Annotated in this window: 24 protein-coding genes and 2 pseudogenes; 10 read left to right on the top strand and 16 right to left on the bottom strand. The window is 70.4% G+C overall.

Features of this window, described 5'->3' with window-relative positions:
- Positions 1 to 29: 29 nt before the first annotated feature.
- The 4 genes from ACFC1I_RS05940 to ACFC1I_RS05925 all read right to left on the bottom strand — a co-directional run bounded on the left by ACFC1I_RS05940 (position 30) and on the right by ACFC1I_RS05925 (position 5,977).
- Positions 30 to 3,137, bottom strand: coding sequence for a M14 family zinc carboxypeptidase (locus ACFC1I_RS05940; RefSeq protein WP_376006995.1), 3,108 nt, complete (start codon positions 3,135 to 3,137; stop codon positions 30 to 32).
- A 216-nt stretch (positions 3,138 to 3,353) separates the two neighbouring features.
- On the bottom strand, positions 3,354 to 4,235 hold the full coding sequence (locus ACFC1I_RS05935) for an aldo/keto reductase (RefSeq protein WP_376006993.1): 882 nt from the start codon (positions 4,233 to 4,235) through the stop codon (positions 3,354 to 3,356).
- Between the two features lie 61 nt (positions 4,236 to 4,296).
- Positions 4,297 to 5,535, bottom strand: coding sequence for an MFS transporter (locus tag ACFC1I_RS05930; RefSeq protein ID WP_376006991.1), 1,239 nt, complete (start codon positions 5,533 to 5,535; stop codon positions 4,297 to 4,299).
- A gap of 304 nt (positions 5,536 to 5,839) precedes the next feature.
- Positions 5,840 to 5,977 carry a hypothetical protein gene (locus ACFC1I_RS05925; protein WP_376006989.1) on the bottom strand — a complete coding sequence of 46 codons (138 nt, stop codon included), beginning with the start codon at positions 5,975 to 5,977 and terminating at the stop codon, positions 5,840 to 5,842.
- Between the two features lie 147 nt (positions 5,978 to 6,124).
- Between ACFC1I_RS05925 and ACFC1I_RS05920 the strand changes: the two genes are divergently transcribed.
- Together ACFC1I_RS05920 and ACFC1I_RS05915 are read left to right on the top strand one after the other, a co-directional pair.
- Entirely contained in the window at positions 6,125 to 6,328 is a 204-nt protein-coding gene (locus tag ACFC1I_RS05920) for a cold-shock protein (RefSeq protein WP_159849084.1), read from the top strand.
- Positions 6,329 to 6,428: 100 nt separating this feature from the next.
- Positions 6,429 to 7,622, top strand: coding sequence for a fatty acid desaturase family protein (locus tag ACFC1I_RS05915; protein WP_376006986.1), 1,194 nt, complete (start codon positions 6,429 to 6,431; stop codon positions 7,620 to 7,622).
- Here ACFC1I_RS05915 and ACFC1I_RS05910 read toward each other — a convergent pair.
- The 3 genes from ACFC1I_RS05910 to ACFC1I_RS05900 form a co-directional block, all read right to left on the bottom strand.
- Positions 7,607 to 8,755, bottom strand: a complete 1,149-nt coding sequence (locus ACFC1I_RS05910; protein ID WP_376006984.1) for an RNA polymerase sigma factor — start codon at positions 8,753 to 8,755, stop codon at positions 7,607 to 7,609. The two genes, ACFC1I_RS05915 and ACFC1I_RS05910, sit on opposite strands and share 16 nt — an antisense overlap.
- On the bottom strand, positions 8,752 to 9,159 hold the full coding sequence (locus tag ACFC1I_RS05905) for a YciI family protein (protein ID WP_376006982.1): 408 nt from the start codon (positions 9,157 to 9,159) through the stop codon (positions 8,752 to 8,754). Before ACFC1I_RS05905 ends, ACFC1I_RS05910 begins: the two co-directional genes overlap by 4 nt.
- Positions 9,160 to 9,268: 109 nt before the next feature.
- Positions 9,269 to 9,820 (bottom strand): hypothetical protein, encoded by a 552-nt coding sequence (locus tag ACFC1I_RS05900; protein ID WP_376006981.1) that lies wholly within the window; start codon positions 9,818 to 9,820, stop codon positions 9,269 to 9,271.
- Between the two features lie 86 nt (positions 9,821 to 9,906).
- Between ACFC1I_RS05900 and ACFC1I_RS05895 the strand changes: the two genes are divergently transcribed.
- On the top strand, positions 9,907 to 10,563 hold the full coding sequence (locus tag ACFC1I_RS05895) for a hypothetical protein (RefSeq protein ID WP_376006979.1): 657 nt from the start codon (positions 9,907 to 9,909) through the stop codon (positions 10,561 to 10,563).
- Here ACFC1I_RS05895 and ACFC1I_RS05890 read toward each other — a convergent pair.
- The gene (locus ACFC1I_RS05890; RefSeq protein WP_376006977.1) at positions 10,560 to 11,000 is read right to left on the bottom strand and encodes an SRPBCC family protein; all 441 of its coding nucleotides are present in this window, start codon (positions 10,998 to 11,000) and stop codon (positions 10,560 to 10,562) included. The genes ACFC1I_RS05895 and ACFC1I_RS05890 overlap by 4 nt on opposite strands.
- A 113-nt stretch (positions 11,001 to 11,113) precedes the next feature.
- Between ACFC1I_RS05890 and ACFC1I_RS05885 the strand changes: the two genes are divergently transcribed.
- Positions 11,114 to 11,770, top strand: a complete 657-nt coding sequence (locus ACFC1I_RS05885; RefSeq protein ID WP_376006975.1) for a hypothetical protein — start codon at positions 11,114 to 11,116, stop codon at positions 11,768 to 11,770.
- Positions 11,771 to 11,792: 22 nt separating this feature from the next.
- On the opposite strand, the gene ACFC1I_RS05880 is transcribed toward ACFC1I_RS05885, so the two are convergent.
- Complete coding sequence (locus ACFC1I_RS05880; protein WP_376006973.1) at positions 11,793 to 12,944, bottom strand: hypothetical protein; 1,152 nt, start codon at positions 12,942 to 12,944, stop codon at positions 11,793 to 11,795.
- Between the two features lie 74 nt (positions 12,945 to 13,018).
- Here ACFC1I_RS05880 and ACFC1I_RS05875 point away from each other — a divergent pair, with 74 nt between their 5' ends.
- Positions 13,019 to 13,573: a GNAT family N-acetyltransferase gene (locus ACFC1I_RS05875; protein ID WP_376006971.1), complete on the top strand. Its 555-nt coding sequence runs from the start codon at positions 13,019 to 13,021 to the stop codon at positions 13,571 to 13,573.
- 42 nt (positions 13,574 to 13,615) lie between these two features.
- Here ACFC1I_RS05875 and ACFC1I_RS05870 read toward each other — a convergent pair whose 3' ends face one another.
- The gene (locus ACFC1I_RS05870) at positions 13,616 to 14,419 is read right to left on the bottom strand and encodes an MBL fold metallo-hydrolase (RefSeq protein WP_376006969.1); all 804 of its coding nucleotides are present in this window, start codon (positions 14,417 to 14,419) and stop codon (positions 13,616 to 13,618) included.
- 189 nt (positions 14,420 to 14,608) lie between these two features.
- Here ACFC1I_RS05870 and ACFC1I_RS05865 point away from each other — a divergent pair, with 189 nt between their 5' ends.
- On the top strand, positions 14,609 to 15,343 hold the full coding sequence (locus ACFC1I_RS05865) for a hypothetical protein (RefSeq protein WP_376006967.1): 735 nt from the start codon (positions 14,609 to 14,611) through the stop codon (positions 15,341 to 15,343).
- Here the strand turns inward: ACFC1I_RS05865 and ACFC1I_RS05860 are convergent.
- Positions 15,340 to 15,705, bottom strand: a complete 366-nt coding sequence (locus tag ACFC1I_RS05860; protein ID WP_376006965.1) for a GNAT family N-acetyltransferase — start codon at positions 15,703 to 15,705, stop codon at positions 15,340 to 15,342. The genes ACFC1I_RS05865 and ACFC1I_RS05860 overlap by 4 nt on opposite strands.
- Before the next feature lie 132 nt (positions 15,706 to 15,837).
- Complete coding sequence (locus ACFC1I_RS05855) at positions 15,838 to 16,524, bottom strand: sigma factor-like helix-turn-helix DNA-binding protein (RefSeq protein ID WP_376006963.1); 687 nt, start codon at positions 16,522 to 16,524, stop codon at positions 15,838 to 15,840.
- Positions 16,525 to 16,725: 201 nt separating this feature from the next.
- Here ACFC1I_RS05855 and ACFC1I_RS05850 point away from each other — a divergent pair.
- The 3 genes and pseudogenes from ACFC1I_RS05850 to ACFC1I_RS05840 form a co-directional block, all read left to right on the top strand.
- Positions 16,726 to 18,024: pseudogene (locus ACFC1I_RS05850) on the top strand (alpha/beta fold hydrolase); the annotation flags it as partial.
- 931 nt (positions 18,025 to 18,955) lie between these two features.
- Positions 18,956 to 20,341 (top strand): LuxR C-terminal-related transcriptional regulator, encoded by a 1,386-nt coding sequence (locus tag ACFC1I_RS05845; protein WP_376006961.1) that lies wholly within the window; start codon positions 18,956 to 18,958, stop codon positions 20,339 to 20,341.
- 68 nt (positions 20,342 to 20,409) lie between these two features.
- The gene (locus ACFC1I_RS05840) at positions 20,410 to 21,213 is read left to right on the top strand and encodes a hypothetical protein (RefSeq protein WP_376008045.1); all 804 of its coding nucleotides are present in this window, start codon (positions 20,410 to 20,412) and stop codon (positions 21,211 to 21,213) included.
- Positions 21,214 to 21,252: 39 nt separating this feature from the next.
- On the opposite strand, the gene ACFC1I_RS05835 is transcribed toward ACFC1I_RS05840, so the two are convergent.
- The 3 genes and pseudogenes from ACFC1I_RS05835 to ACFC1I_RS05825 all read right to left on the bottom strand — a co-directional run.
- Entirely contained in the window at positions 21,253 to 22,338 is a 1,086-nt protein-coding gene (locus tag ACFC1I_RS05835; RefSeq protein ID WP_376006959.1) for a DUF998 domain-containing protein, read from the bottom strand.
- Positions 22,339 to 22,429: 91 nt separating this feature from the next.
- Positions 22,430 to 23,050: an antibiotic biosynthesis monooxygenase gene (locus ACFC1I_RS05830; RefSeq protein WP_376006957.1), complete on the bottom strand. Its 621-nt coding sequence runs from the start codon at positions 23,048 to 23,050 to the stop codon at positions 22,430 to 22,432.
- 137 nt (positions 23,051 to 23,187) lie between these two features.
- Positions 23,188 to 23,931: pseudogene (locus tag ACFC1I_RS05825) on the bottom strand (hypothetical protein); the annotation flags it as partial.
- A 275-nt stretch (positions 23,932 to 24,206) separates the two neighbouring features.
- On the opposite strand from ACFC1I_RS05825, the gene ACFC1I_RS05820 reads away from it, so the two are divergent.
- On the top strand, positions 24,207 to 25,919 hold the full coding sequence (locus ACFC1I_RS05820) for a DEAD/DEAH box helicase (RefSeq protein ID WP_376006955.1): 1,713 nt from the start codon (positions 24,207 to 24,209) through the stop codon (positions 25,917 to 25,919).
- A 183-nt stretch (positions 25,920 to 26,102) separates the two neighbouring features.
- Here the strand turns inward: ACFC1I_RS05820 and ACFC1I_RS05815 are convergent, their stop codons facing one another.
- The gene (locus tag ACFC1I_RS05815; protein WP_376006953.1) at positions 26,103 to 26,765 is read right to left on the bottom strand and encodes a TetR/AcrR family transcriptional regulator; all 663 of its coding nucleotides are present in this window, start codon (positions 26,763 to 26,765) and stop codon (positions 26,103 to 26,105) included.
- Between the last annotated feature and the right edge of the window lie 23 nt (positions 26,766 to 26,788).

The following is a 26,788-nucleotide window of genomic DNA, read 5'->3' as shown; positions in this document are numbered from 1 at the left end:
ACCCCGGGCCGCAGCATCCGTCTCCCGGACTATCCCGCGAAGTGGGCCAGCATCCTGGCCACGACGTCGGCGCGAGCGGCGTCGGACTCGAGTTGCTCGAGACCGAAGCCGAAGAGCAGCGTGTCGGGCGTCGCCGTCACCGCCACCACGTCGCCGAGGCCGTCGGCGATCTCGAAGTCGCTGACGTTCGCCGGGCTTCCCTCGGGCTGGCCGAGCACCGACCAGGCGCCGAAGCCTGCTTCGAAGCCCTCCGCCTGGGTGAGCGCTCCCCTGACGACGAGCTTGGTGTCGTCGACGATGAGCCCCGCACCGCCGGTGGACGGGTCGGTGACGTAGCTCACGACCACCTCGATGTTCTTGCCGGCGTACGCGCTGAGATCGAACGCGACGGGAACCCAGCCGCCGGACGAGCCGGTGAACGCGTTCCAGGCGCCGGTCGTGCCCGTGGGTTGGCAGGGGTCGCCGAAGGTGAGGTAGTGCGCGAGCTGCGCGTGCTCTCCCATGTAGAAGCCGGCCTCGCACTCCGCCGGAACCGCGGTCGAGGTGCGGCCGTTGAGGTCGGGCAGGGTCGTCCAGTCCTCCGACCCGACCTGGTGCACCTCGACGATCACGTTGTCGTAGCCCTCTTCGGTGTCGTACGCGATCTGCGCCTCGAACCGCGGGGCGTCGGCGGCGGTGATGCCGGTCAGATCGAACGTCCTCCCCAACCGCTGGTAGCTGTCGTCGACATGGGTCGCTGCGGCCGCCAGGGCTCCCTCCACCGCGACGATCCTGCCCGTCACCTCCGTGTAGTCCGCGGCTGCCCAGCTCTCGAACTGCGGGAACTCCGCGACCGGGAGCCGCTCGCTCGTCGGCGTGAAGGCGCCGACCTCGTCGATCGGGTTGTCGACCGTGGCCGGTCCGCCGAAGAGCGCCTGGAAACCGTCGAGCGGTTCAGCGGTTCCCATTACGCCCGCAGCCGACAGGGGAGCGCGGTCGTACGCGCCCATCCAGTACTGGGTGAAGTCGTCGGCCAGCAGCAGGCAGTCGCCGCCGGGATCCGTGGTGACCACGCACTCCTGATCGGGATGCCCGTTCAGGCCGTAGTAGATGCCGCCGAACGTGCTGCCGCCGAGGCCGTAGTACGCCGTCGTCTCGCCCGAGTAGGCGACCTTGCCGCCCTCGTTCAGGTAGTCCCGCACCGCCATCGTCAGGTACTGCTGACGTTCGGCCACCGCGAGGTCGGGGAGCTGCGCCGAACCGTACTGCGTGAGCTCGTCTTCGGGATCCTGCGTCAGCCTGTTGTCGCCGAGGTACCAGAGCACCGCGTCGTAGTGATCCAGCACGGCGAGGTCGTGCGGGACACCCTGCGCGTCGACGTCCCACACGTCGGGGGTGACGCCGTTGGCGCGAAGCGCGTCGACGTAGTCGCCGACGTACTTCGGTGCATTCGTGCCCGCCGGGTAGGTCGGGTTCACGCCGGTGTAGTCCTCGTTCGCGATGATCAGCACCGAGTTTCCGGTGTCCTGCGCCACGGTGTAGGTGAAGTGCGCGCTCTCGAGGGGGCCGGCACCCTGCTGGCCCTTCGGCGTGTCCTTGCCCGTGGCCGTGCCGGTGAACCACACCTCGACGCTGTCGCCCGGTTTCGCGCCCGTCACGACACCGCGGTACTCGGCGTAGTAGTCGGTGTTCTCGGCCCCGTAGCGCTCGCCGCCGGCCCACTCGGTGACGTCGACCTTCTTGGGCCGTGCGCCGTTGATCGAGTACAGCATCTTCTTGGCCTTCAGCGCCTTCTTCGCCCAGACCGCGACGGTCTGCGGGTCGCCGTACGAGACCGCGAACGAGTCGACACGGAAGTCCTCCGCGTCGCGACCCACGACCGAGACCGGGTCGTCGGGGTCGATCGCCGACTCGGCGACGGCCAGCGCGAAGGGGACGTTCTTCTCGAACTCCGCCTGGATCAGCGCCTCGTCGTCGGGGAAGTCGAAGCCGAGGTACTGGCAGTCGTCTTCGGTCCAGTCGTCGTCGGGCACCGAGTTCACCGCGTCCTCGCACGTCGACATCTCGGGGGTGAATCCCAGCGTGCCGTGTGCCTCCTGCATGTGCGAGTCGAGGTCGCCGTTCGTGGTGTACAGCTCCGCCGAGATGTCGGGGTCGTAGCCGGGGACCGCGGGGTTCTCGTCATTGCCCACCATCGCCTCGTAGATCACGTCATCGGGGGAGGGCGTCGAGACCTGCCAGCCGATGCCGTGCAGCAGCAGTTCGGCGGCGGAGTGGTAGTTGATCATGAACTGGGGCGTGATGGCGCCGAACAGTCCATCGATCGCCTGGGTCTCTGGTTCGGACGCCGGCGACGGTCCGCGGTAGGTCTCGCTGGCCGGGTTCGGAGAGGAACCCTCGTTGTCGTAACCCCACCGGGTCGCCGAGTTGCGGTTCAGGTCGACGCCGTCGCCGACGGTGATCTCACCGTTGCCGTCGTTGTCGCGCAGGTTCTTGCGCCACAGCCGCTGTCCGTCCTGGAACGTGAAGTCGTAGCCGTCCGGGTTCGCCACGGGAACGAACCACAGCTCGGTGTCGTCGATCAGGTCCGTGATGCGATCGTCGGTGCCGTACCCGGCCAGATAGAGATCGAGCAACCGGCGCACCATCTCGGGGGTGATCCACTCGCGGGCGTGCTGGGCGGCGACGTATACGGTGGTCGGCTTCTTGCCGTCCTTCGTCTTCGTGACGTTCTTCGTGACCCGCACGGCGCCGATCGGCTGGCCCTGGACCGTTTCGCCGAGGACACGGAACTCGGCGATCTTGGGGTTCGCGGCGGCCTGTGCCATGAGCTCGTCCAGGATGCCGCCGTCGCCGCTGTACATCCGGAAGACGCCGTCCGTCTGCTGCAAGGATCGCCGCTGACGGGCTGGGTCGGCCTGGACCTGCAGGTCGGTGCCTTGCGCCGCGAGCGCCTCGACCTGGCCGCCGCTCAGGATGACCTGCACGTCGATGAGCCCGGATCCGCCGGCGCTCGGCACCGTGACCATCTCGCCGCGGTCGACGCCGAGCTCCACGATGGCGGCGAGGCCGTCGGCATCGACAGTCCCCGAGTACACCGCGAGGCGATCGTCGCCGCTCGATGTCGGCGGACTCGCGACGCTGGGGGCGGCAGCCAATCCTGTGAGAACAACGGCGGACACAACGGCGACAGCGATCTTGCGGAACATCTCTACTCCCTCGTAGCTGACGTTTCCGACCTGGGAGATTCCCGGGGAGATCGGCGCAAAGAACCCCCACGCGGCCGAACGGTCCCCATCTTGGACCCGCTTTCGGGGGCGGTCAACAGCATGTCCGGCGAGCGTCAGTCGCTGACGCTCGCCGGACAGCTGCGATCACGCCTCCGGGATGACCCGGCCGAAGGCCTCGAGCGTGATCGCCTCCGGCTCGGGGCCGCCTCGCTTGCCGGTGTCGAGCGCGTCGATCTCGGCGAGCTCGTCCGCGGCGAGGTCGAAGTCGAACACGTCGAAGTTCTCGGCGATGCGCTCGGGCTTGGTCGACTTGGGAATGACATGGATGCCCTTCTGGATGTGCCAGCGGAGCATGACCTGCGCGGCCGACTTTCCGTACTTCTCGCCGATCGCGAGCAGCGCCGGCTCGTCGAAGCTGCGACGGTCGGAGTCGCGATAGGACGTGATCCCGCCGATCGGCGACCAGGCCTGCGTGAGGATGCCGTGCTCCGCGTCGAGCGTCTGCACCTGCTTCTGCTGGAAGTAGGGGTGCACCTCGATCTGGTTCACCGCGGGCACCACCTCTGTCTGCGCGAGCAGTTCGGCGAGGTGCTCCGGCATGAAGTTGCTCACGCCGATCGCGCGCACCTTCCCGTCGGCAAGCAGCGTCTCGAGCGCCTTGTACGCGGCGATGGTCGTGTCGAACGCGGAGGGCAACGCCTGGTGCAGGATGAGCAGGTCGATCTGGTCGACGCCGAGCTTGCCGGCGCTCTTGTCGAAGGCGTGCAGCGTCTGGTCGTAGCCGTAGTCGCTGATCCACACCTTGGTCTCGATGAAGACGTCCTCGCGGGCGACGCCGGATTCACGGATGCCTCGACCCACCTCCCGCTCATTGCCGTAGGCCGCGGCGGTGTCGATGTGGCGGTAGCCGGTGCGAAGGGCTGCGGTCACCGCGTCGACGGTCTCGTCCGGGGGAGTCTGGAAGACCCCGAGTCCGATGACGGGGATCTCGACGCCGTTGTTCAGGGTGAAGTTCGGAACGCTCATGCTTCCACGGTAGGCACGGGGTCCGCGCCGTGGGAGGCCCTGCCACTCACCCCGTCCGGGCCTACTCAGGGATCTGAGGGGTGACCTCGCGGGCGGTGTCGGCGGCGGGCTTCTGCGCACGGCTCAGCAGCACGAAGGGGACGGCGACTGCGGAGAAGACGCCGCTCCAGACGAGCGAGGCGCCGTACCCGCCGACGTCCGCCACGCGGCCCAGCACGGGCTGAACGACGACGCCGCCCGCAGAACCCATCAGCGAGTCGAACGAGAGCACGGTCGCACGCTGCTTCGACGGGATCATGTCGTTGAGGTACGCGCGATGCACGGGGTCGTCGATCGCCGACGCGATGCCCCACAGCGCGACGAGCACGACGGCGACCCAGAAGTTGCGCACCAGCCCGATCCCGACCAGCACGACCGCGCTGGTTACCGTCGCCAGCAGGATCGTCGAGGTGCGCCGGCGGAAGAGCTTGCGCACCCACGGGGCGATGGCGCCGCCGATGATCGCGGTGCCCGAGACCAGCGCGGCCGCGAGTCCGGCGACGGTGTAAGCCTCTTCGTCGCCCCAGAGTTCGAGCAGGTACGGCTGCAGCGCGTAGAACACGTAGATGCCGACCCCCGCCGTGAACGGGCTCGCGAGCATCAGCCACCGCACGGGCGGGTCGCCCAGCCCGTACCGGATCGAGGCGCGCAGCACGGTGCGCGTCGCGCGCAGCGGATTCTCGCTCCTGTCGGGTGTGAAGCCGAGGTCGCGCATCAGCAGCGCCGCGACCACGAACATCAGCAGCAGGATGGCGCCTCGAAGGAGGAACGGCACGCCGAGGTTCGTCACCTGGGCGATGACACCGCCGAGCACCGAACCCGACAGCATCGCGACCCCGCCCACGATCTGCGCCCGGCCGAACACCGTCTCGAGGCTGCCCTGATACGACGTCGCCTTCAGCGCATCGACGAGCCACGCATCGACCGCCCCCGAGAAGAACGTGAAGCCGAGCCCGAGCAGCATCGAGACGATCGCCCACGCCCAGAAGGGCGACTGCCAGAGCCACAGCATCCAATACAGCACCGTCGTGACCGCCAGCGTGACCGTGCCGAGCAGATACGACGCCCGGCGGCCCACGGTGTCGGCGACGACACCCGTGGGGATCTCGAAGATCAGCATCCCGGCGCTGAAGAAGGCGTTCGCGGCGAACGCCTCGAGGTTGGAGAGTCCGGCGTCGAGGAGGAACAGCGTGTTGACGCCCCAGATCAGCGACGCGGCGAGGGTGTTGCCGAGCATGAGCGTGTAGTACGTGCCCTGCACCCTGCGGGGACTCGGCAGGGTGGACGTGGATGTCCTGGAGATGGCGCCACCGCCTCTGTGCACCGGAATCAGACGACACCGCGACCGTATCCCTCACGCGCTCACCCGGCTACCCCGGTTTCGGTATTCCGCGGAACGCATGATAGAGTTGCGAGTTCCCTACCGGGAACCCAGCGTTCACCTCTCTGCCTCAACGTAGAGACGCAGCTCTGAACGCCTCATCCTTCCCGCGGCTTCTGCACGCCGCCGCGCGAACGCCTTCATCGCTTCGCGCCAGAACGAAAAACTGATCATGCACTCCCCTTCACCGGCAATCGCCTGGCGACAGGCCGACGCCGATGTCTATGTCGCAACCCGCGCTGACGAATACGCTGGGTTCATCGACACGACGCCGCGCGGATTCCGCGCGCACGGACCCCGCGGTGAGGACCTCGGTCTTCACGCCACGCAGGATCACGCGCGCGCGGCGGTCGCAGCATCCGTCTCCACACCGCTGTCGGCACCGGCACCGGTCACCGATCGTCCGCACCGCATTCGTCGGCGCGGCACCCCCGGTCGCTCCGGCGGCCCGAAGAATAGGAAAGACACGATGGCCACTGGCACCGTGAAATGGTTCAACTCCGAGAAGGGCTACGGCTTCATCGCTCCCGATGACGGCTCGGCCGATCTCTTCGCACACTTCAGCGCGATCGCAGGCAGCGGTTTCAAGGAGCTCCGCGAAGACCAGAAGGTGGAGTTCGACGCCGAGCAGGGCCCCAAGGGCATGCAGGCGGCGAACATCCGCCCGCTCTGACGCTCCCGCGTTCACAGGCGCCCGCTCCGGCTTCGGCCGGGGCGGGCGTTTTGTTCACCTGAGGGTCACCCTGGAAGACGGGAGGTATTCCCTGAGCCACATGTGGGCCGACGTAGCCTGGGGGCAGCGATGGGCAACCGCCTCTGGCTTCACCCGGCCGAACGGTCCCCACCGGAACTGGTGCATCATCTCCTCCACCACTGTCGAGTCCCGGCTCGGTCCCATCCGCCAGACGTACGCCGGCACCGCTGAGTTCCCGCCGATGACGCGCGCGTACACCGAGGTGTCGCAGGTCGTCCGTGAGACGGGCCTGCTCCGCCGTGCCGAGTGGTTCTACGCCCTCGTCGGCTTCGTCCTTCTTCTGGGGTTCGGCGGTGTCATCACCGGCTTCGTCCTGCTCGGCCAGACCTGGTACCAGCTCCTGATGGCCGGAGCCCTCGGAATCCTCTTCACGCAGGTCGCGTTCCTCGCACACGAGGCGGCGCACAAGCAGATCCTCGCCTCCGGCCCCGCGAACGACCGGCTCGCCCGGTTCCTCGCCGCCGGCATCGTGGGCATCAGCCTCTCCTGGTGGAACAACAAGCACAACCGCCACCACGCGAACCCCAACCGGGTGGGCAAGGATCCCGACATCGAGATCGACACGATCTCTTTTCTGGAGACGGATGCCGCGTCCGCAGGTCGCTGGCGCGCTCTGGTGACGCGCAAGCAGGGGTGGCTCTTCTTCCCGCTGCTCACGCTCGAGGGCCTGAACCTGCACGCGCACGCGTTCCGGCACCTGTTCTCGCGTGAAGGCGTCAAGGACCGCTGGATCGAGCTCTCGCTCATCGCCGTGCGCTTCGCCGTGATCCTGACGCCGGTGTTCATCTTCCTGCCGGTGGGCATGGCGTTCGCGTTCCTCGGCGTGCAGCTGGCCGTGTTCGGCGTGTACATGGGCGCCTCGTTCGCGCCGAACCACAAGGGCATGGCGATCATCGCCAAGGACGCGAAGCTCGACTTCTTCAGCAAGCAGGTGCGCACCTCGCGCAACATCAGCGGCGGCTGGTGGGCGTCCCTGCTGATGGGCGGGCTCAACTACCAGATCGAGCACCACCTGTTCCCCAACATGCCCCGCCCGCACCTCGCGCGCGCTCGCGAGATCGTGATGGACCAGTGCCGCGCCCTCGGCGTGCCCTACACCGAGACGACGCTGTGGCGCTCGTACGGCATCGTCATCGCCTACCTCAACCGCGTCGGCCTCGCCGCACGCGACCCGTTCGACTGCCCGATGGTGCGCGCCTACCGCGGCGTCTGACGCAGGCGCTCCGCCTGGCGGAGCAGGTGCTGCTGTTCCAGCGTGCTGGTCGCACGGCGGGCTGCTTCCGCGTATTCGGCGGCCGCAGCATCCGTCTCGCCCTCCCGTTCGTGGAGATAGGCGAGCGCGGCGTGGTACCGCGGCACGTCTTCGCCGACGGTGTCGAGGGCGACGAGGCCCGCGCGCGGACCGTCGGCCTCGCCCACGGCGACCGCGCGATTCAGACGGATGACCGGCGAGTCGCCCAAGGCGAGCAGCTCGTCGTACCACTCCACGATCTGCACCCAGTCGGTCTCGTCGGCCGCCGGGGCATCGGCGTGCAGCGCCGCGATCGCGGCCTGGGCCTGGTACTGCCCGAGGCAATCGCGGGCCAGAGCCGGCTGCAGGATGGCGACGCCCTCGGTGATCGCGTCGACGTCCCAGAGGGCGCGGTCCTGCTCGGCGAGCGGCACCAGACGCCCGCCGACCACGCGGGCCGGCTGTCGCGCATGGTGCAGCAGCATGAGTGCGAGAAGGCCGGCCACCTCGGGTTCGTCGGTGAGCGCGGCGAGCTGCCGCGTCACCCGGATCGCCTCGGCGGCGATGTCGATCTCGCCGGAGTAGCCCTCGTTGAAGAGCAGGTAGAGCACGCGCATCACGCGGGACAGATCGCCCGGCTGGTCGAGCGGGATGCCCGCGAGCCGCTGCTTCGCGCGACTGATGCGCTGCGCCATCGTCGCCTCCGGCACGAGGAACGCATCCGCGATCTGCCGGGTCGTGAGTCCTGCGACCGCCCGCAGCGTGAGCGCGATCGCCGAGGTCTGCGTCAGCGCCGGGTGGGTGCAGAGGAAGTAGAGCCCGAGCGTGTCGTCGTGTTGCGGCACGGGTCCCGGTTCGGGCTCCTGCGCGAGCCGGTCCTCGCGGGCGGTGCGGGCCGTGTCGCTGCGCACCTGATCGAGGAACGCGCGCCACGCGACGGTGACGAGCCACGCACGGATGTCGCGGACTCCCTCGATCGCGGGTCGCTCGAGCGCACGCACCAGGGCGTTCTGCACGGCGTCCTCGGCCGACGCGAAATCTGCGCCGCGCCGGACGAGGATGCCGACGACCTCGGGGATCGCGCGGCGGAGGGCCGCAGCATCCGTCTCGGTCATCCGACCTCGGCGGGCGGCGCGCTCATCACCTCGCGAAGCTCGAGCCACTCGCCGAGTGGAGTGCCACCGGCCCACGGCGCCGCCGACAGCTCGGAGGCGAGGTCGAGCGCGCGCTGGTAGGAGTCGACCTCGATCATCATCCAGCCGGCGATGAGGTCCTTCGTCTCGGCGAACGGGCCGTCGACGACCGGCGGGCGCCCTTCGCCGTCGAAGCGTACCCACGCCCCATCCATCGAGAGTCCCTCGGACGAGACCAGCTCGCCCGACGCGATGAGGCGCTGCTCCATGTCTTGCATGTACTGCACGTGGGCGGCCCATTCCTCGGGGGTGAGCTGGTCCATCGGCACCGAGTTCACCGAGGTGCGACCGCTCCGGTAGTGCTTGAGCATCAGATACTTGGCCATGAGAGTCTCCCGTTCAGTGCGGCCCATTCTGGCCGCTTCAGATAGGAGACGGAACCGAATCGTCGTTCTCTACATCGGCGCCGAAATTCGGTGAGGTGCGGCGCCAGGGTCAGCCCACCGTGATCACGGAGTGCTCGTTGGTGGCGGTGTCGCACGTCGTGATCCGCCACGCCGGCGAGCCGTGGTCCATGACACGGGACATCTCGATGATGAGAGGGCTCGGCCACTGCTCGCCAGAGAGCTGGGCGGCCGCGAAGGCGCTGGTTCCCGGCATCCTTTGTTCCGCCTCGGTGAGTTCTATGTCATGACTGGCGCGGACTTCCAACGTCCTGACGTCGACGATCGACTCTTTGCCGTAGCTCGGATCGTCGACGCGGTCGCCGGCCAGATCCTCCCTGGTGGCGGCGCTCCGAAGACGCCATACCCACGCGGAATCGACGTACTCGAGGCGCAGACCGACGATGGTGCCGCCGATCGCAGGGGATTCGCCGGCCAGCCCGTCCAGGAAGTCGGTGGGCCACGAGAGCTCGCCCGGCATGCATGTGCCGGGGTAGTTCTCGCCGAGCGCGTCGGGTGGCTCGGGAACGGTGGAGCATCCGGCGACCGCGACGGTCGCGAGCAGCAGGACAACCCCCGCATGCAGGCGCTGTCGCCTCTTCATCGCACACCTCTCGTCCTCGGCCGGCATCCGGAGCCTACCCCGCGTCCCGTCGCGGTCCCGACGGCGGCTCCCGATAGCGTGTGAACGTGCAGGGACGCAGAACGACGTGGCGGGTCGGCGGGATCGGACTCATCGCGTGCGGCGTCATCGGGATCATTCGCGGCTCGATGCTCGGGATGCCGGGAGGCGGCGCGCTGACCCTCGTCGCGGACCTGCTCTGGGCGGCCGCGGTGCTCGTGTTCGCGATAGGCGCCAGCCGCGACGCGAGCGTCGTCGCGCGCAAGCCGCTGGGCCTGGCCGCGATGGCGATCGTCGCCGTGTGGCCACCGATCCACACGGTCGTCGGCCTGATCGCACCGGGGCCGCAGACCCTGGCGGAGGCGAACGACTGGCTGTTCTGGTGGTACCTGTCGCTGGCGCTCCCGGTCATCGCCGGGCTGATCGCCGCGGTGCAGATCGGCCGGGCGGGAACCGTCCCGAGGCCGTGGAACTGGGCGCCCCTGTGGGTGCTCGCCGGCCAGGTGGTGCTGTGGGTCGTGCCCCAGGTCGTGGGGATCGCCGCTCCCGAGGCGTTGCTGCAGGCGCCGGGGCTGCTCGCCGCCACCGGGACCCTTGGCTTCCTGGCGGGCACGCTGGGGCTCGGCATTCTCGCGGTCGTCGTCGCGGCTCGTGCTCCCGCCGGGACCGTCGAGATCTTCCGCTCCGCCGCCAGCGGAACGTACGACGAGAACGCCGCGAGCTAGCGAGTCGCGAGAAGGTGGGCGTTCCGCCTCGCGATGAGTCTGCGAAGGTACGGGACGAGCACGACTCGTTCAGCGAGGGCGCCGAAGATGGGCGAGGCGACGGTGATGGTGTCGGTCATGCGGCACCCGCTCGCGATCGATTCGAACCGGTGCTCGTGGACGAACTTCTTGAACGGTCCGCGCACTTGCTCATCGACGAAACGCGTTGGTCTGTCGAGTGCCGTGATCTGCGACGTCGTCGTCCACCAGATCCCGAAGTGGCGGGCTCGCCACGTCACCGTCTCACCGAGACCGATCCGGCCCGTCACGATGCCGTCCACCGCCCGCTCGGCTGACTGAGACATCGACGCGACGTGCGCGTCGATGTCGAGCGACAGATCGAAGATGGCCTCCGCCGAGAGCGGCGTCTCGGTCACCAGGATGAAGGTCGAAGGCACGCTCCCATCTTGGCGCGGACCCGTGCGGTTACGCGCGGTCCGCCGTCGCGCCGGGGCGCCGCTCGCGAGCGCGCCCCTTGCGAAATCGCCCTCGGTGGGTGGTGAATGGGCGCATGGACGCTGGGGTGCGTCGGTCCTTCGCGGACCGGACGAGGTGGTGGCGACTGGCGCTGGCGGTGGTGGGCGGTGTCTGGGCCGCTCTGACCTTGCCGCTGGTTGCGACGGCGTTCGGCTCCCCGGCGTATGTCTGGGTTCTTCGAAGTCGCGTCTACTTCGCCGCGAATCAGTGGGCAGACGACCCGTACATCACCTACGGGACACTCGCGGGATTCTCGTTCCTGGCCATCGGCCTCGCTCTGCTCCCCGACCTCCGTCGTGCGGGATGGGGTGGCACGGTCATGGCGTGGCTCATCATCGCCGGTGGGCCGCTCTGCGCCGTGAGCTATCTGAGTACCCCGCGCTCGGCGCCCTTGCACTTCTTGTGGGGCGCCGAGGGCGTGCTCCTCTTCGTGGCATGCGCGTTCGGCGTGGCGGCGGCGGCCACGGCGGGTCCGAGATGGCGGCTCGGGCTCCGCACCCTTCTGGGCTTCACGTTCATCCTCGTCGCGATCGGCACGATCGCCCTGGGCTATTGGCCCCACGGGAGCCTCGTCGTCCTCGCGATGGAAGCCGTCGTGATCATCGCCGTGGCGCCGAGGGACGCGGCCTTCGAAGCTGAACCCGCGCTCACTGCTGCGCCGGGTGTCGCAGAGCCACCCGTGTCGCCCTGAGCGGGTCGTGATTCCGGCCGAGTCAGGCCGCAGCATCCGTCTCCGCCGCCGCCGAATCGGCGCGCTCGGCCGTCGCGAGGGTGCGCGTGAACAGCAGCAGCCACCCGACCACCAGGCCGGCGCAGACCATCTCGTGGGTGGCGAGGGTGTAGTAGCCGACCCAGAACAGGCTCGCCGAGAAGAAGATGCCCGCCGCCACCGCGAGCGCCAGGGCGATGATCGGCCAGCGCAGGCACGGCAGCACCCACCGGAGGCCGAGCAGGAAGGCGCCGAAGACGACGGCCATGCCGATCGCGAAGATGTTGTGCCCCACCTGGCTGAAGGTGACGGGCACCAGCGCCGCGCCGATGAAGCACGCCGCGAGCGTGAGGAACACGCCGTAGACGATGAGCGCGCTGGCGCGCGTCACCCGCGACTCGGTGCGCGCCCACGCCTCGAGGCTCGTCAGGAGGTACATCGCGAGCAGCGCCGTCACGCCGCCCGCGAGGATCAGCGTCACGTTGAAGACCGCCGACGTGACCCCGCCACGGCCGCCGAGTTCGCTGAAGTTGAGCCGGTACCACTCGTCGTCCTGGGTGGTTGCGACGCTCACGGTGAATCCGGTCGCCACCACGGCGAACAGCAGCAGCACGAGCCGGGTCGCCGTGACATGGGCCGCGAGCGCGAACGCCGTGTACCCGCTCGCACCGGCGACCAGCGCCACGATCATCGACGCCGTCATCGTGTCGACCAGGGCGCCCGGCCAGATGAGCGACGCCGCGTGGAACAGCATCCATTGCGCCAGCCCGAACACCGCCGCGAGCGAGATCGCCAGCGCCGCCGTCATCCACCGCCGTCGCGAGCGTGCGACGCCGTTCAGCCACGCCTGCCGCGGATCGCGCGCGGCGAGCCGGTAGCTCACCGACGCGGCGGCGAGGGTGACGGATGCTGCGACCACGATGCCCGCAGCCCCGACCGAGGCCCCCGCCCACACGGGTGCGGCGCGACCCCAGAACCCGAGGGCTCCGCCGGCGAGCCCGATACCGAAGGCGAGAGCGGCGACGACGATCGCGCGCGCCTCGGTGCGCACCGCGAAGCGTCGCGCTTCGACCACCCCGTCACGATGCAGCCGCCGCTCGACTCGCATCGCGGCAGCTTCGAAACGTGCCCCCTGGGTCCACGTGACGCGTCCCATGGCTTGATTGTGCACCCGCCGAGCGCGGTCTGGGGCCGTGTCGCGCTGCGCGGTCCGGTCGGTAGCCTGAACCGGTGTCGATCGCCGAAGTCCTCGCCGCCCAGCCCGTTCTGCGCACGCCGCGACTGACCCTCGTGCAGCACGGCCCCGAATACCTCGACGACGTGATGGTCGCCTTGCAGGACGCGGAGGCGATGAAGCTCACGGGCACCCGCACGGAGTTCATCCGCGAGCAGGTGCTCGCACACCTCGAGCGGCTCGTCGGCGCCGACGACCGCGCGGACTTCGCCATCCTCGACGCGTCGGGCGCCTACCTCGGCGAGATCGTGCTCAACGACCTCGACCACGACAACCTCGCGATGAACTACCGCATCGGGCTCGCCTCGAGCGGTGTGCGCGGGCAGGGCTACGGCACGGAGGCCGGCCGGGCCGTCGTCGAGTGGGGGTTCGACGCCGTGGGCCTGCACCGCATCTCGCTCGACGTCTTCAGCTTCAACCCCGGCGCGCAGCGCTCGTACGAGAAGATCGGCTTCGTCGTCGAAGGCCGGGCCCGCGATGCGATGCTGTGGGACGGCGAATGGGTCGACTCGATCCTGATGTCGATGCTCGCCACCGACCCGCGACCCTGACGCCATCCGGGCTCGGACGCCGGGTGCTCAGGGTCGAAGCTGTCAGCGCCGCTCGGCGATCGCCTGCACCTGCCAGTCGTGGACGTCGACGAGCCAGTCCAGCGGGGCGTTCGGGCCGATGCGCGGATCGTCGGGAGTGCGGCCATCGCGCATGGCCTCGACGTAGGCGCGATCCTGGGCGATGCGGGGACGCAGCCGGCCGGGGCCGCCGACCGATCCGTGACCCGGGATCACGGCGACGACGTCGTCAGCGACGCTCTCGAACAGGTCGAGCGCGGCGAGGTAGTCGCCGATCGGGTCGTCCGCCTGCAGATCGAGGAACGGCATCAGGATGTCGGAGAGCATGTCGCCCGCGATGAGGACCCCGCTTTCTTCGACGAGCAGCGCGGCGTGCCCGGGCGCATGCGCGCGGTGCTCGAGGATGCGCACCGCCGGACCGTCCCACGGGAGATGCGTGGTCCCCGCTGGAAGGCCGGTGATGTGGCCGAGCAGCTCCATCGGGATGTCGTCGGCGTACTCCGGCGGTAGCCCTTCGGCGATCTGCTCCTTCCAGTCCGGCATCGAGAGCAGTTCGCGGATGGATGCTGCGCCCCGGGCGGTGCCGTAACGCGGCGCTTCTCCGAAGCCCGGGTGCCACAGCACGTGGTCCCAGTCGGGGTGGGTCGAGAAGGCCGCCACGACCGGCCGGCCGAGCTCGTCGAGATCGTGCGCGAGGTCCGCGAGCTCGGCGTGCGTGATCCCGGGGTCGACCAGGAGGACCCCGTCGCGCCCGTGCACGACGGTCGTCTGGGTCTGGATGAACTCGCTCTCGTGGGTGAGAACGCCCTCGGCGACGTCGTTCAGCATCGGATGCCTCCGCAGGTGTGTGGGATCGCTCGAGCAAGACGCTAGTCCCGCGCCTCACCCGCGATCCAGCCTGGCGCCCTCGGCGTCGCACGTGACGAGATCGCACTCGCGAGACAGGGATGCTGCGGGCCGCAGCATCCGTTCCAGCGACGACGCCCTTTTCACCGCGCGCGGGGGTACGTTGAGGCCGTGGATGGAAGGTCGTCCGCACCGGGCCCCGATCCCGAATCGCCCGGACTCACGGAAGGAAGCCCGCGCCCGTCAGACACCGAACGCGAGCTGGCCGCGCTGCGCGCACGCGCGTACGGCCCCGACGCCGACATCGCGACGGATCCGGCGGCGATGGTGCGGCTGGCCGAGCTCGAGGCCGTTCATCTCGAAGCCGCTCACCATGCGACCGCCGCCGCGCGGGCCCGTTCGATCGAGGCCAATGCCGACGCTGCCGCGGCGGCGAGCGAGCCGCTGCAGAACGCCACGCGGAGGCGTCCGGTGCGGGCGTGGATCGTCGCGGGAGCGGTGGTCGTCGCCGGCATCGCCATCGCGGCCGCCGAGTGGAGCCTCGCGGCGCGTCCCGACGTGACGCTGCGGCAGGTCGGTGACGGGGCCGGCAGCGACATCACCCGCGTGCTGAACGCGCAGGGGATGGGCGTGGACGTCTCCACGCTCCGCGAGTTCGAGCGGTATCACGATGTCGCGGTGTGGTCTGCCGTGAACAGCGCGGGCAGGGTCTGCTTCACCGTGTGGGACCTCGCCGCGAGCGGCAGGTTCTCGAGCAAGTGCGCGCCGCCGGGCAAGGAGGTCTCACTGACCCTCAGCGTCGACTCGGAGGGGGACGACTTCGGCCGTTGGCTGCCCGACGGGAGCAGCGTCGACTTCCGGTTCCACGACGACACGGTGGAGGTGTTCGAGCAGCCGCCGCCCTAGAAGTCGGGTCGTTCGGGGTCGAGCATCTCCTGGTACTCGTCGTGCATCGCGACGAAGGCGCGCACCACCGGGCAGAGCACCGTGATGCGTGCTCCCCGATCCCGGAGGTCGTCGAGCACGTAGCCGATGAGCTCATCGCCGATGCCTCGTCCGCGGAACGCGGGAACGACCGTCGTGGTGAGCAGCACCACGCGCCCCTCCGCCTCGGTGTACTGGACGGTGGCCACCTCGACGTCGGACTCGAGGGCGAGGTACTCGTGCCGCGCTTCATCGCGGTGCACGGCGATCTCGAAGTCCGCTTCCGCGGACGGCTCGTCGGCGAGCGCGATGTCTTCGGGCCCGGTGGGTGGTGCGGTGCTCATCTTCGTGCTCCCATCCTTCGCGATCAGAGCTCCTTGCCCGTCCGGAGGCGTCCCGGGCGGGCAAGGAGCGGCCTGCATCAGTGTTGACCGGATACGCGTGACGTCTGTGACACGTTCCGGTGGCGAATGTCGTCAGCCGGCGTGGCTGACGCCCTTCGTCAGGAGGTCCTCCAGGCGGCTGAAGTCGCCGGCGCGGGCGGCGAGGAGGAACGCCTCGACCAGCTGCCGGGGCGCGCTCGCGACGACCGGCCGGTCACGTGGCCCGACGATGTGCGCCTGCGCGCGGCGGATGAGCTGTCGCGCGTTGGGCACGCTGGTGCGCAGCAGGCGGGCGATGTCGGCGTACGCGTAGTCGAACCCCTTGCGCAGCACGTAGGCGGTGAGTTGGGCGGGCGAGAGCCGCGCCATCAGCACGCTCAGGACCTCGGCGGCGACGACGCCCTGCTCGGCCTGGACGGCGGGGTCATGGGAATCGTCGACGAGGGTGTCGGGCAGGGAGTCAGACGGAGTCTCGTGTCGGTGCCGCGCGGTCTGGATGAGGTTGATGGCGATGTGGGTGACCGTCGTGGCGAGGAACGCCGGCGCATTCTCGATGCCGCTGCGGTCTGCGAGCTGCCACCGCAGCCATGCCTCCTGCACGCAGTCCTCGGCCCGGGCGAAGTCGCGGGTGATCCCGCAGGCGATGCGCAGCAGCCGAGCGCGCTGGCTCAGGAACACCTCGAGCGCGCACCACTCGTCCTCGAGGGCGAGCGGCGCCGCGTCGTCGTCGTCGGTCTTCGACGTGGATGGAGGGGGAGCCTCGACGCCGGATGACAGCATGACCTTCCTCCTCGGATGGCTGGGTGATGTCGGCATCAGCCTCTTCCCGGCGCTGTGGGCATCGCGCCACGTGGTCACGTAGTCGAGAGGGTCGTCCCACGTGGGGTACGCGGGGCCACCCCGGGGCGCACGGGGTGTCACGCCCTCGGCCGCGATCTGGTCGTCCTCGTAGGGGCAGCAATCAAACGAACGGAGATCATCATGTCCACCACCTCCACCCCGTCGCCGCAGAGCGATGCACGGCCCACGATCGTCCTCGTCCACGGCTCGTGGGCGGACGCCTCGAGCTGGACGAAAGTCGCGGCGCGGCTCCAGCAGGACGGCTTCGTCGTCCGCGGCGTGCCGAACGAGCTGCGGTCGCTCGCGGGCGACGCTGCCGTCGTGCGCGCGTTCCTCGAGACGGTCGACGGCCCCGTGGTGCTCGTCGCCCATTCCTACGGCGGCGCCGTGATCACCAACGCCGCGACCGGGCTCGCGAACGTGACGGCGCTCGTCTACGTCAACGCCTTCGCGCCCGACGAGGGCGAGTCCGCGTTCCAGCTGGCCGGTCGGGACTCGGCGCTCGCGGCGCCGGACCCGACGACGGTCTTCGACCTCGTGCCGCCGCAGCTGCCGCCGGTGCCCGACAGCGCGGTGTACCTCAAGGAGTCGGCGGTGGCCGGTCCGTTCGCCGCCGGCCTCAGCGCCGAGGAGAAGGCGCTCGTCTACGCGACACAGCGGCCCGCCGCGTTCGGGGCACTCGTCGAGGGTTCGCGCGAGCCCGCGTGGAAGTCGATCCCCTCCTGGTATCTGCTCGGGCTGAAGGACCAGATCATCCCGCCCAGCGCGCAGCGGGCGATGGCCGAGCGCGCCGGATCGACCATCTCGGAGTACGACGCCGGCCACCTCGGCCTGCTGTCGGAGTCGTCGATGGTCGTCCATGTCATCGAAGTCGCCGCCGAGGCGAGCCTCGTGCGGCAGTCGAGGCCCCCTCGCCCGGCCGGCCGCGCGGCGCCGGCCGGGCGCAGCGCCGCGGTGGCGGCCGGAACGGCGGGTGTAGGCTCCCGCCGGGAGGCCACGGTGACTCTTGGCGGTTCAGGCGTCGAACTGCTCGGGCGAGAGCGAGAGTGTCAGGTCCTTGACGACCTGCTGGCGGGTGTCAAGGCGGGGACGAGTGCGGCCATGGTGCTGCGGGGCGAGGCCGGGATCGGCAAGACCGCCCTACTGGAACACGTGCAGTCGAATGCCGATGGATGCCGCGTCCTCAGGGTCGCCGGAGTGCAATCCGAGATGGAGCTCTCATACGCCGGACTGCACCTGCTGTGCGGACCGCTCCTCGGCGGCATCGACGCCCTCCCGGAGCCGCAGCAGGAGGCGCTCGCACGGGCCTTCGGCCTGCGTTCGGGCGGGGCGCCCGACCGGTTCATGGTGGGGCTCGCCGCGCTCAGCCTGCTCGCCGATTCGGCGCAGCAGCAGCCGCTCGTCTGCATCGTCGACGATCTGCAGTGGCTCGATCAGGCGTCGGCCCTGACTCTCGCGTTCGTCGCGCGCCGGCTCCAGGCCGAGGCGGTGCTGCTCGTCTTCGCGGTCCGCGAGCCGGCGGAGGCGGTGGTTCTGAGCGATCTGCCCGACCTGCTCGTCGGTGGCCTGTCGGACGACGCCGCGAGGGAGCTGCTCGGCTCCGTGGTGCCCGGCCGGATCGACGAGTCCGTGCGCGACCGCATCCTCTCCGAGGCGGCCGGCAACCCTCTCGCGCTGCTCGAGCTCCCGCGAGGCCTCACCCCTCCGGAGCTGGCGAGCGGCTTCATCGGGCTCGACGCCCGCCCGGTGCCGAGCCAGGTGGAGGACGACTTCCTGCGCCGCGTGCACGCGCTGCCCGACGACACCCGCCGGGTGCTCGTCGTCGCGGCGGCCGACCCGTCGGGCGACGTCCGGCTGCTCGGCCGTGCCGCGCGCCGGCTCGGGATCGACGCGAACGTCGTCCTTTCGCAGGGCGACGCGGCCGAGCTCCTCTCCATCGACACCCGCGTGCGCTTCCGGCACCCCCTCGTGCGGTCGGCCACCTACCGTGCCGCGTCGCATGCCGACCGCGTCGACGCGCACCGCGCACTCGCCGAGTCGATCGACGTCGCCGTCGACCCCGACCGCCGGGCCTGGCATCGCGCGCAGGCGACGACCGTCCCGGAGGAGGACGTCGCGCGGGAGCTGCTGCGGTCGGCCGAGACCGCTCAGGAGCGCGGCGGCGTCGCGGCGGTCGCCGCCTTCCTGGACCGCGCGGCGGCGCTGACCCCCGACCCCGCGCTGCGATCGCAGCGGGCACTGGACGCCGCGCAGGCGAAGCTCCTCTCGGGCGCCTTCGATCAGGCGGCCGGCCTGGTAGCGATGGCGGAGGTCGGCCCGTCCGACGACCTGGGGCGCACGGACCGATCTGCTCAACGCCCAGATCGCGTTCGTGCAGAACCGGGGCGGCGAGGCGACGCCGCTCCTCCTCTCCGCCGCACGCCGCCTCGAGGGCGTCGACGCGTCGCTCGCCCGCCAGACCTACCTCGACGCGATCGGTGCGGCACTGTTCGCCTCGCACCTCGCGCAGGGTGCGGGACTGCGCGAGGTCGGTGCGGCCGCCCACGCGGCTCCGTCCGTCGACGAGCCCCAGCTGGCCGACCGCCTGCTGGAGGCGCTCGCGGTGCGGCTGACGCGCGGCTACATCGACGCCGTTCCCGCGATGACGGCCATCCTCGACGAGCTCGTCGGCGACGAGATCTCGGCCGCAGACACCCTCCGCTGGCTGTGGTTCGGGTCGGTGCTCGGCTCAGAGCTGTGGGACTACGAGCCCTGGCTCGCCGCCACTACCAGGCACGTGCTCGCGGTGCGCGAGGCCGGCGCACTGAGCGAGCTGCCCACCGCGATCGACTCGCTGACCACAGTGCACCTCTTCGCCGGAGATCTCTCGACCGCGGCGGCGCTCGCCGAAGAGGCCAAGACGATCTGCGACGCCATCGCCAGCCCGCAGGCTCGCATGGGTCCGCTGGGCCTCGCCGTCTTCCGCGGGCAGGAGAGTCTCGCCCGCGCCCTCATCGAGGAGCACATGAGGGACGCCACGGCGCGTGGTCAGGGCGCGGCCGTCATCGTCACGGACTGGTGCCACGCCCTGCTCTGCAACAGCCTGGGCCAGTACGCCGAAGCGCTCGCCGCCGCCCAGCGCGTGACCGCGCACGAGGCGTTCACCACGCCGCGGTGGGGCCTTGTCGAGCTGATCGAAGCCGCGGCGAGAACCGGCGAGGACGCCATCGCCGCGTCGGCGCTCAAGACGCTGTCGGCGCAGCTGTCGGCGACCGGCGCGGAGTGGGCGCTCGGCGTCGAGGCCCGCTCGCGGGCGCTGGTGAGCACCGGAGCCGAAGCCGAGGGGCTGTACCTGCGCGCGATCGAACTCCTGTCGGCGACGCGGGTGCGCACCGACCTCGCGAGGGCCCACCTGCTGTACGGCGAGTGGCTCCGCCGCGAGAACCGCCGCGTCGACGCGCGCGAGCAGCTGCGCACCGCCCACCGGCTGCTGAACGACCTCGGGCTCCATGGCTTCGCCGAGCGCGCCCGCCGCGAACTTCAGGCCACTGGGGCGGTCGTCCGCCCGCGCGCCGCACCGACCCCGACGACGCTCACGGCCCAGGAGGAGCAGATCGCCCGCATGGCCGGCGAGGGCCTCACCAACCCGGAGATCGGCGCGCGCCTGTTCCTCAGCCCGCACACCGTCGACTGGCACCTGCGCAAGGTCTTCTCCAAGCTCGGCATCGGCTCGCGCCGCGAGATCCCGGCACTGCTCACCACCTCGGCCCCCGTCTGACCCATCGGCCGTCCCCGGTCGGGATCCGCTCTCCAGCCCTCGGCCGTCCGCGTGAGACGATGCACGAGATGGATGCCGCGACCCTCGACGAGCTGCGCACGCTGCGCGCTCGCGCCTATGGCCCCTCCGCCGACATCGACCAGGACCCTGCAGCGCTGCAGCGGCTCCACGAGCTGGAGGCTCGCAGCAGCGCGCCCGATGCCCCGGCGTCGGAGGAAGCGGACCTCGTCGTCTCCGCCGAGCCCGCGCCGATCCAGGCCCGGCCGGGGGAGACCCCGGTGCCCCGCGGCGCCGAGGACGTGCTCGTGTCCGACGAAGCGAGCAGCACGGAGAAGGAGGCCGCGCCCGCCCGTACCCGGAAGCCCCGGCGAATCTCCGGTCGGTCCGTCGCGCTCTGGACGCTCTCCGTCGTCGGGGCAGCGGCCCTCGCCGCCGGGCTCACCTACTCGCTGACCGCGGTGTCGCCGGTCGACGCCACCACCGGCGTCACCCAGATCGACACGCTCGAGCCCGATCCTTTCGTCGAACTCCCCTCGGGCTGGTTCGGCGCCGGTCCGAGTTCGGTCGCCTTCGAGTACTACGGCCTCACCCTGTTCGAGAGCGCCGGCGGCTACAGCGGCTACGGCACCGACTGCTTCAGCGTGGTCGGCAGCGAGCAGCTGCCGGAGCCGGGCGCCGACACGAACTCGTGGACGATGTCGGGCGTCATTTACAGCGGCTGCCGCGCGGGCGCGTTCCCGGCGACGGTCCAGTTCGTCGTCGACAGCAACGCCCCGCAGCAGCTCCGCGACCGCTTCCCCGCCGACAGCGCGCTGCAGTTCATCTTCGACGGCAGCCGCATCGGCGTCTTCCTCGCGCCCGGCGACTCGTGATGATGATGGATGCTGCGGGCCGCGGCATCCACCATCCCGTCAGTCCTTCCGGCCGGCGACGCCGAGGAAGCGGATGAACACGGCGATCCACCCGAAGATCAGCGCGAAGACGATGATCTCGAACGCGGTCAGCGAGAAGTACCCGACCGCGGGGATGAAGAGGACGACCGAGACGACCATCGCGGCGAGGAACGTCCACGACGCGACGAAGTAGGTGCGCGGCATGCCGCGGAAGAAGCGGGGGCCGCCGATGAGCAGCACCAGGTACATCACGGCCATGCCCGACGCCGACAGGTTGTGCGCCGGCATGTTCACGTCGACGGGGAAGATGCCGACGCACGCGAGCATGATGCCCATGATGACGAAGAGCACGGGCACCGTCCGCGCGCCGCGGGGGTTCTGCAGCACGCCCTGCTCGGTGAGTGCGCGCATGTCGTTGGCGACGTAGACGGCGAACGTCGTCACGAGGAGGCCCGCCGCGATGAGGGTGCCGTTGAAGACCCAGCTCGAGAGGTCGTCCTCGAACGTGCCGAGCTGGCTGAAGTGGAGCTTCCACCAGGTCGGGTCGGGCGTGGTCACCATCGCGGTGAGCGTGCCGATCGCGATGAACGTCAGTAGCAGGGACGACATTCGCTGCGTGGTCATCGCCGACACCGACAGGTAGACGAACCAGGTCGTGAGGCCGAGCGTGATCGCCATCAGCACGACCGCCCAGAACGTGATGATCGGCAGCCCGATGAACCCCATCGCGAGCACCCGCCCCAGCGCGTACACAGCGACGAACGCCAGCGCCGCGTGCACGATCACGACCGAGACCGTGTTGACGATGTACTTCCACGACGGCAGCGACTGCCGCCACTCCTGGCCGGGTCGGTTGCGGGAGCGCCAGTACTCGACCGTGGAGGCGACGGCGGCCACGACCGCGGCCCCGCACGCGGCCCAGAACGCGAGCGAATCGGCCTGGCTGCCCAGCTGGATGTCGGGGGCGAGGATCCCCACGAAGAAGCCGTAGATCGCGCCGACGACACCGGCGGCGAACGCGGCGTAGACCGCCTCGGATTCGGCCTTGCGGCCGGGCGACGGGGGCGCCGCGTCCGGCAGCGGCGAGGTGTTCACAGTGCTCACGAGGTCAGAGTACGACCGCGAGGCCTGCCCGAGGGCGATCGCCGCAAGACGATTCGGTGACGGATGCCGTCACCTCCGGCTTCTCGCCGGGTCAGGCGCCGCGCTGGAGCCAGGGGCGCAGCATCCGTGTGATCCAGGGAAGAACCGCGTACGTCATGACCGGAGTGAGCAGCACCGTCGAGAGGAGGACGCGGGCGATCAGCGGCCACTCCGCGAAGCCCGGGACGAAGCCCAGGAGCCACGACGCGAGGAGGTTCGTGGGGAAGAAGCCGAGCCAGATCGTGACGGCCTGCTTCCAGCGCGGCGGGGCGACCGGAATGGGCTGCTGTACCGGGCCGGTGACCGGTGCAGCCGCATCGCCCGGATGCCGCGGCTCGACGTGCGTGGCGAACGGGGCGTCGAACCATCCCTCGATGCCGGTGCGTCGCTCGATCCGGACCTCGCTCGCGAAGGCGCGACCGGAGTCGAGCCACCATGACCGCTGCGGCGAGTCCTCCCAAGCCTCGAGGGTCGGGATGTCGCGGAAGCGGTAGAGCATGTACCAGAGATCGCTGCCCTCGCCCGCGCGGACCCAGCCGGAGCCGAGGAAGCCCGCGAAGCCCGCGGCGAGATCGGTGCCGGCTTGCATCCAGCTCGTGGCTTCGACGGTGCGAGAGGGATCGATGCGCCGTTCGATCGCGACGGTGATGGGGTGGGCCACGGGTTCTGCCATGGCATCCATTCTGCGGAAGCCGCCGCCGGAGCGGGGTGCGGCGTCGCTGCGGGCGCGTAGGCGAGGGCCTTGGGCAGCGACAGCAGCCAGAGGCCCATCGTGACGAACGCGACGAACTCGAAGAGCGCGAGGGTGATGAACCCGGCGGTGAGCACGCCCATGCCCGTGGCCAGCAGCGCGACGCAGAGCATGGTGACGGTGCGGAATCGCTTGCTGCGACCGGGAATTGCAAGTCCCGTCGCGACGGTCGAGACGAAGGACAGCCCGAGCGCGGTGGCGATGAGGTCGTGGCCCACCGGGCTCACCGGGATCGGCACGAGCCCGACGCCGGTGAGGAAGAGGCCGGCCGACACGAGCGATCCGCGGAATGCGCGCGAGGCACGACGACGGATGCCGCTGGGCAGCGCCACCGCGATCAGCACCCCGTACACCGCGAGGAAGAAGCCGGAGAAGATGGTGATGGTGTTGAAGGTGCGGCCCGAGAAGTCGGAGTGCGTGCCCAGCTGCGAGAAGTGGAGCTGCCACCACGTCGCGTCGTGCGTGGTGAGGATCGCGATCGCGACGCCGACCGGGAGCGACAGCACGGCGAGGCGCCCGATGCGGTGGGCGATGTAGCCGTTGTCGGTCTTGCGGGTCGCGGGTGCCGGCACCGTGGCGACCGTGGTGGTCGTGGTGGCTGTGGCGGTGGCCGCGGCGGCGGTCGTGGTCGTCGCCGAGGGGGTCGCTGCATCGGTCGCGGTGCTCGTCGTCACAGGCGAGAGCACCTGTGGCACGGCGGTTTTCGGGTCGACGCGGGTGAGCGTCGGCGCGCTTATGGCGACCGTTGCGCGCGACGGCGAGACGGTGACCTGCGGAGCGTCGGAAAGGGTCGTGGGAGGCATTCGACTCACGATCGGTTCTGTACGGCGTGCCGGAAGCCGGACATCCTCCCAAAGAACCCCCGGTCCGGGGCTCGTTGGTCAAGACGGTAGATCCCCAGTTCAGCGGCGAACCGCTTACCGAAACTGTATCCCGATGAACCGGGAAAGCGCTGGTCGATGGTATATGGCGAGTCCGTGGTGGACATATTTCGCCGGGTACGCTGGACGGGCCGGTTCACGCGACGCGCCACGTGGAGTGCGCGCGGGTGCCGCGAACCCGCACCTGGAGGAGCCGGATGCCCAAGAACAAGAAGCCCGGCGGCGGCCGCGCGGCGAAGAACTTCGACCCCCGTTACAACCCGAAATACCGCTCGGGCGGCGAGAGCCGCGACGGCCAGGACGGCAAGCGCCGGCCCGGCGAATCGTCGGCGGGAAAGCCCGGCAGCCGCAGCGCCGGACACCGCGGACATCGCGCCGAGACGCCGGACTCGGGTGCGGGGGCGCCGAAGCGCCGCTGGACCGCGCAGGAGCGCGCGGGCCGGGACGAGGCGCGGGGGATCCGCACGCACGCACGGGACGACCGCGGGCGGCCGGGGCGGGACCGGGACGAGCGCCGGGATGCCGGACGCGACGACAGGACGCGCCGGGAAGGCGGTGCGCGTCGGGAGGTCGAGCCGCGGGCCGGTGCGGGTCCGCGGCGGGACGTCGCGCCGCGCCGCGAGGCGGCGCCGCGCCGCGAGGCGGGTGCCCGCCGCGACGCTGCGCCGCGCCGGGATGCGCCGGCTCACCGCGACGTCGTGCACGAGCGGCTCGAGGCCGACGCCGTCGCACCCGCCGCGCTCGAGGGTGCGACGTTCGCCGATCTCGGTCTGGGCCAGAACATCGTCAAGACCATCGCGGAGCTGGGGGCGCAGCATCCGTTCCCCATCCAGGCCGCGACGATCCCCGCGATCCTCCACGGGCGCGATGTGCTCGCGCGCGGGCGCACCGGATCCGGCAAGACCATCGCGTTCGGCGCGCCGCTCGTCGAGAGCGTGCTGCGCTCGCAGGCGCGGGAGAAGCGGGAGTTCGGTCGTCCGCCCCGTGCGCTGATCCTCGCGCCCACGCGCGAGCTCGCGCTGCAGATCGACGCGACGATCCAGCCCATCGCCCGCAGCGTCGGACTCTTCACGACGCAGATCTACGGCGGGGTGCCGAAGGCGCGTCAGCTCGGCGCGCTGAAGCGAGGCATCGACATCGTGATCGGCACGCCGGGGCGCATCGAAGACCTCGTCGAGTCGCGAGCCCTCGACCTCTCGCAGGTGCGCATCGCCGTGCTCGACGAGGCCGACCACATGTGCGACCTGGGCTTCCTGGAGCCGGTGCAGCGCATCATGCGCCGCACGTCCCGCGACGCGCAGCGCCTGCTGTTCTCCGCGACGCTCGACGGGGAGGTGTCGTCGCTGGTGAAGGAGTTCCTGAGCGAGCCCGCCGTGTACGAGGTCGCCGGCGAGACGCAGCACACGGGCACCATCGAGCATCGGGTGCTCGTGGTCGACCATCGCGACAAGCGCGACATCCTGCGCACGCTGGTCGACCGCCCGGGCAAGACCCTGGTGTTCACGCGCACGCGGGCGTTCGCGGAGATGCTCGCCGATCAGCTGGACGACGTGGGCATCCGCGCGCTCGCCCTCCACGGCGACCTCGACCAGGCCCGGCGCACGCGCAACCTCGAGAAGCTCACGTCGGGTCGCATCGACGTGCTGGTGGCGACGGATGTCGCGGCCCGAGGCATCCACGTCGACGACATCGACCTCGTGGTGCAGGCCGACGCGCCAGACGAGTACAAGACGTACCTGCACCGGTCGGGTCGCACGGGCCGCGCCGGCCGCCCGGGAACCGTCGTCACGCTGGTGACGCGCTCTCGCCGCGAGCGGCTGGCCGACCTGCTCGATCGTGCCGACATCGAGGCGCCGTTCGACGAGGTGCGCCCGGGCGACGACCTGCTGGATGAGCTCGCCGGCAACTGACCCTACGTCGGTCACCGCCCCGGGGGTGAGCCTCGGTGGCGCGGACAGTCTCCCCATTGAGACATCCTGTCTCAAGCCGGGAGGGCGCGCCAGGGGGTTGTGTGCGCGGCAGTCGGGACTTCCCCGGGAGGGGCTTTCGGCGGGGCATCGCCCGGGACTGCGGTCCCGTCGGGTCGACGCGAGTCACGCAGCCGGCGCGGCGCCGATCGTGGCGACGAGCCCGGGGTCAGCGCCCAGGGATGTGAGGCGCGCGCGCAGCGCGGCCTCGGCGCGGCGGTAGGGCTCGTCGCTGGTGTGGAGCAGCGAGCGCGTGTTCGCGGCCTCGAGGAACGACACCATCTCGAAGGTGAGCTGGCGCGCATCGTCGAGCAGGGGCAGCTCGCCCGCGGCCATCGCGTGCTCGATGCTCACGGTGAGGTAGTCCTCCCACTCGCTCGAGGCCGCGACGATCGCGTTGCGGACGACGCCGGGCCTCGCGTCGAACTCCACGGAGGTCGCGGCGAAGAAGCACCCGCCGCGGAACACGCGATCGCGCGAGTAGTCCAGCCAGTCGCTCAGCAGCGTGCACACGCGCACGAGGCCCCGGGGCGTGCGGGCGCGGGCGGGCGCGACGACGCGCTCGATGAAGACCTCACGGGCGGCGGCGACGACCGCGAGCTGCAACTGCTCCTTCGAGCCGAAGAGCGTCGCGATGCCGCTCTTGCTGTGGCCCGAGGCATCCGCCAGTCGTCCGATCGTGAGGCCGTCGAGACCGTCGACCGTCGCGGTGTCGACCGCGTGCGTCAACACGGCGCGGCGCGACTCGTCGCCTCGGAGGCGGCGCCGATCAACGGGGGCTTGTGTCACACCCCGAGGTTACCGTACGATCG

It is taken from the genome of Microbacterium sp. NPDC056044 (assembly GCF_042267145.1).
Classification (GTDB): Bacteria; Actinomycetota; Actinomycetes; order Actinomycetales; family Microbacteriaceae; genus Microbacterium.
The sequence above is the reverse complement of the archived record's forward strand: the minus strand, read 5'-3'. Positions and strand labels throughout refer to the sequence as shown.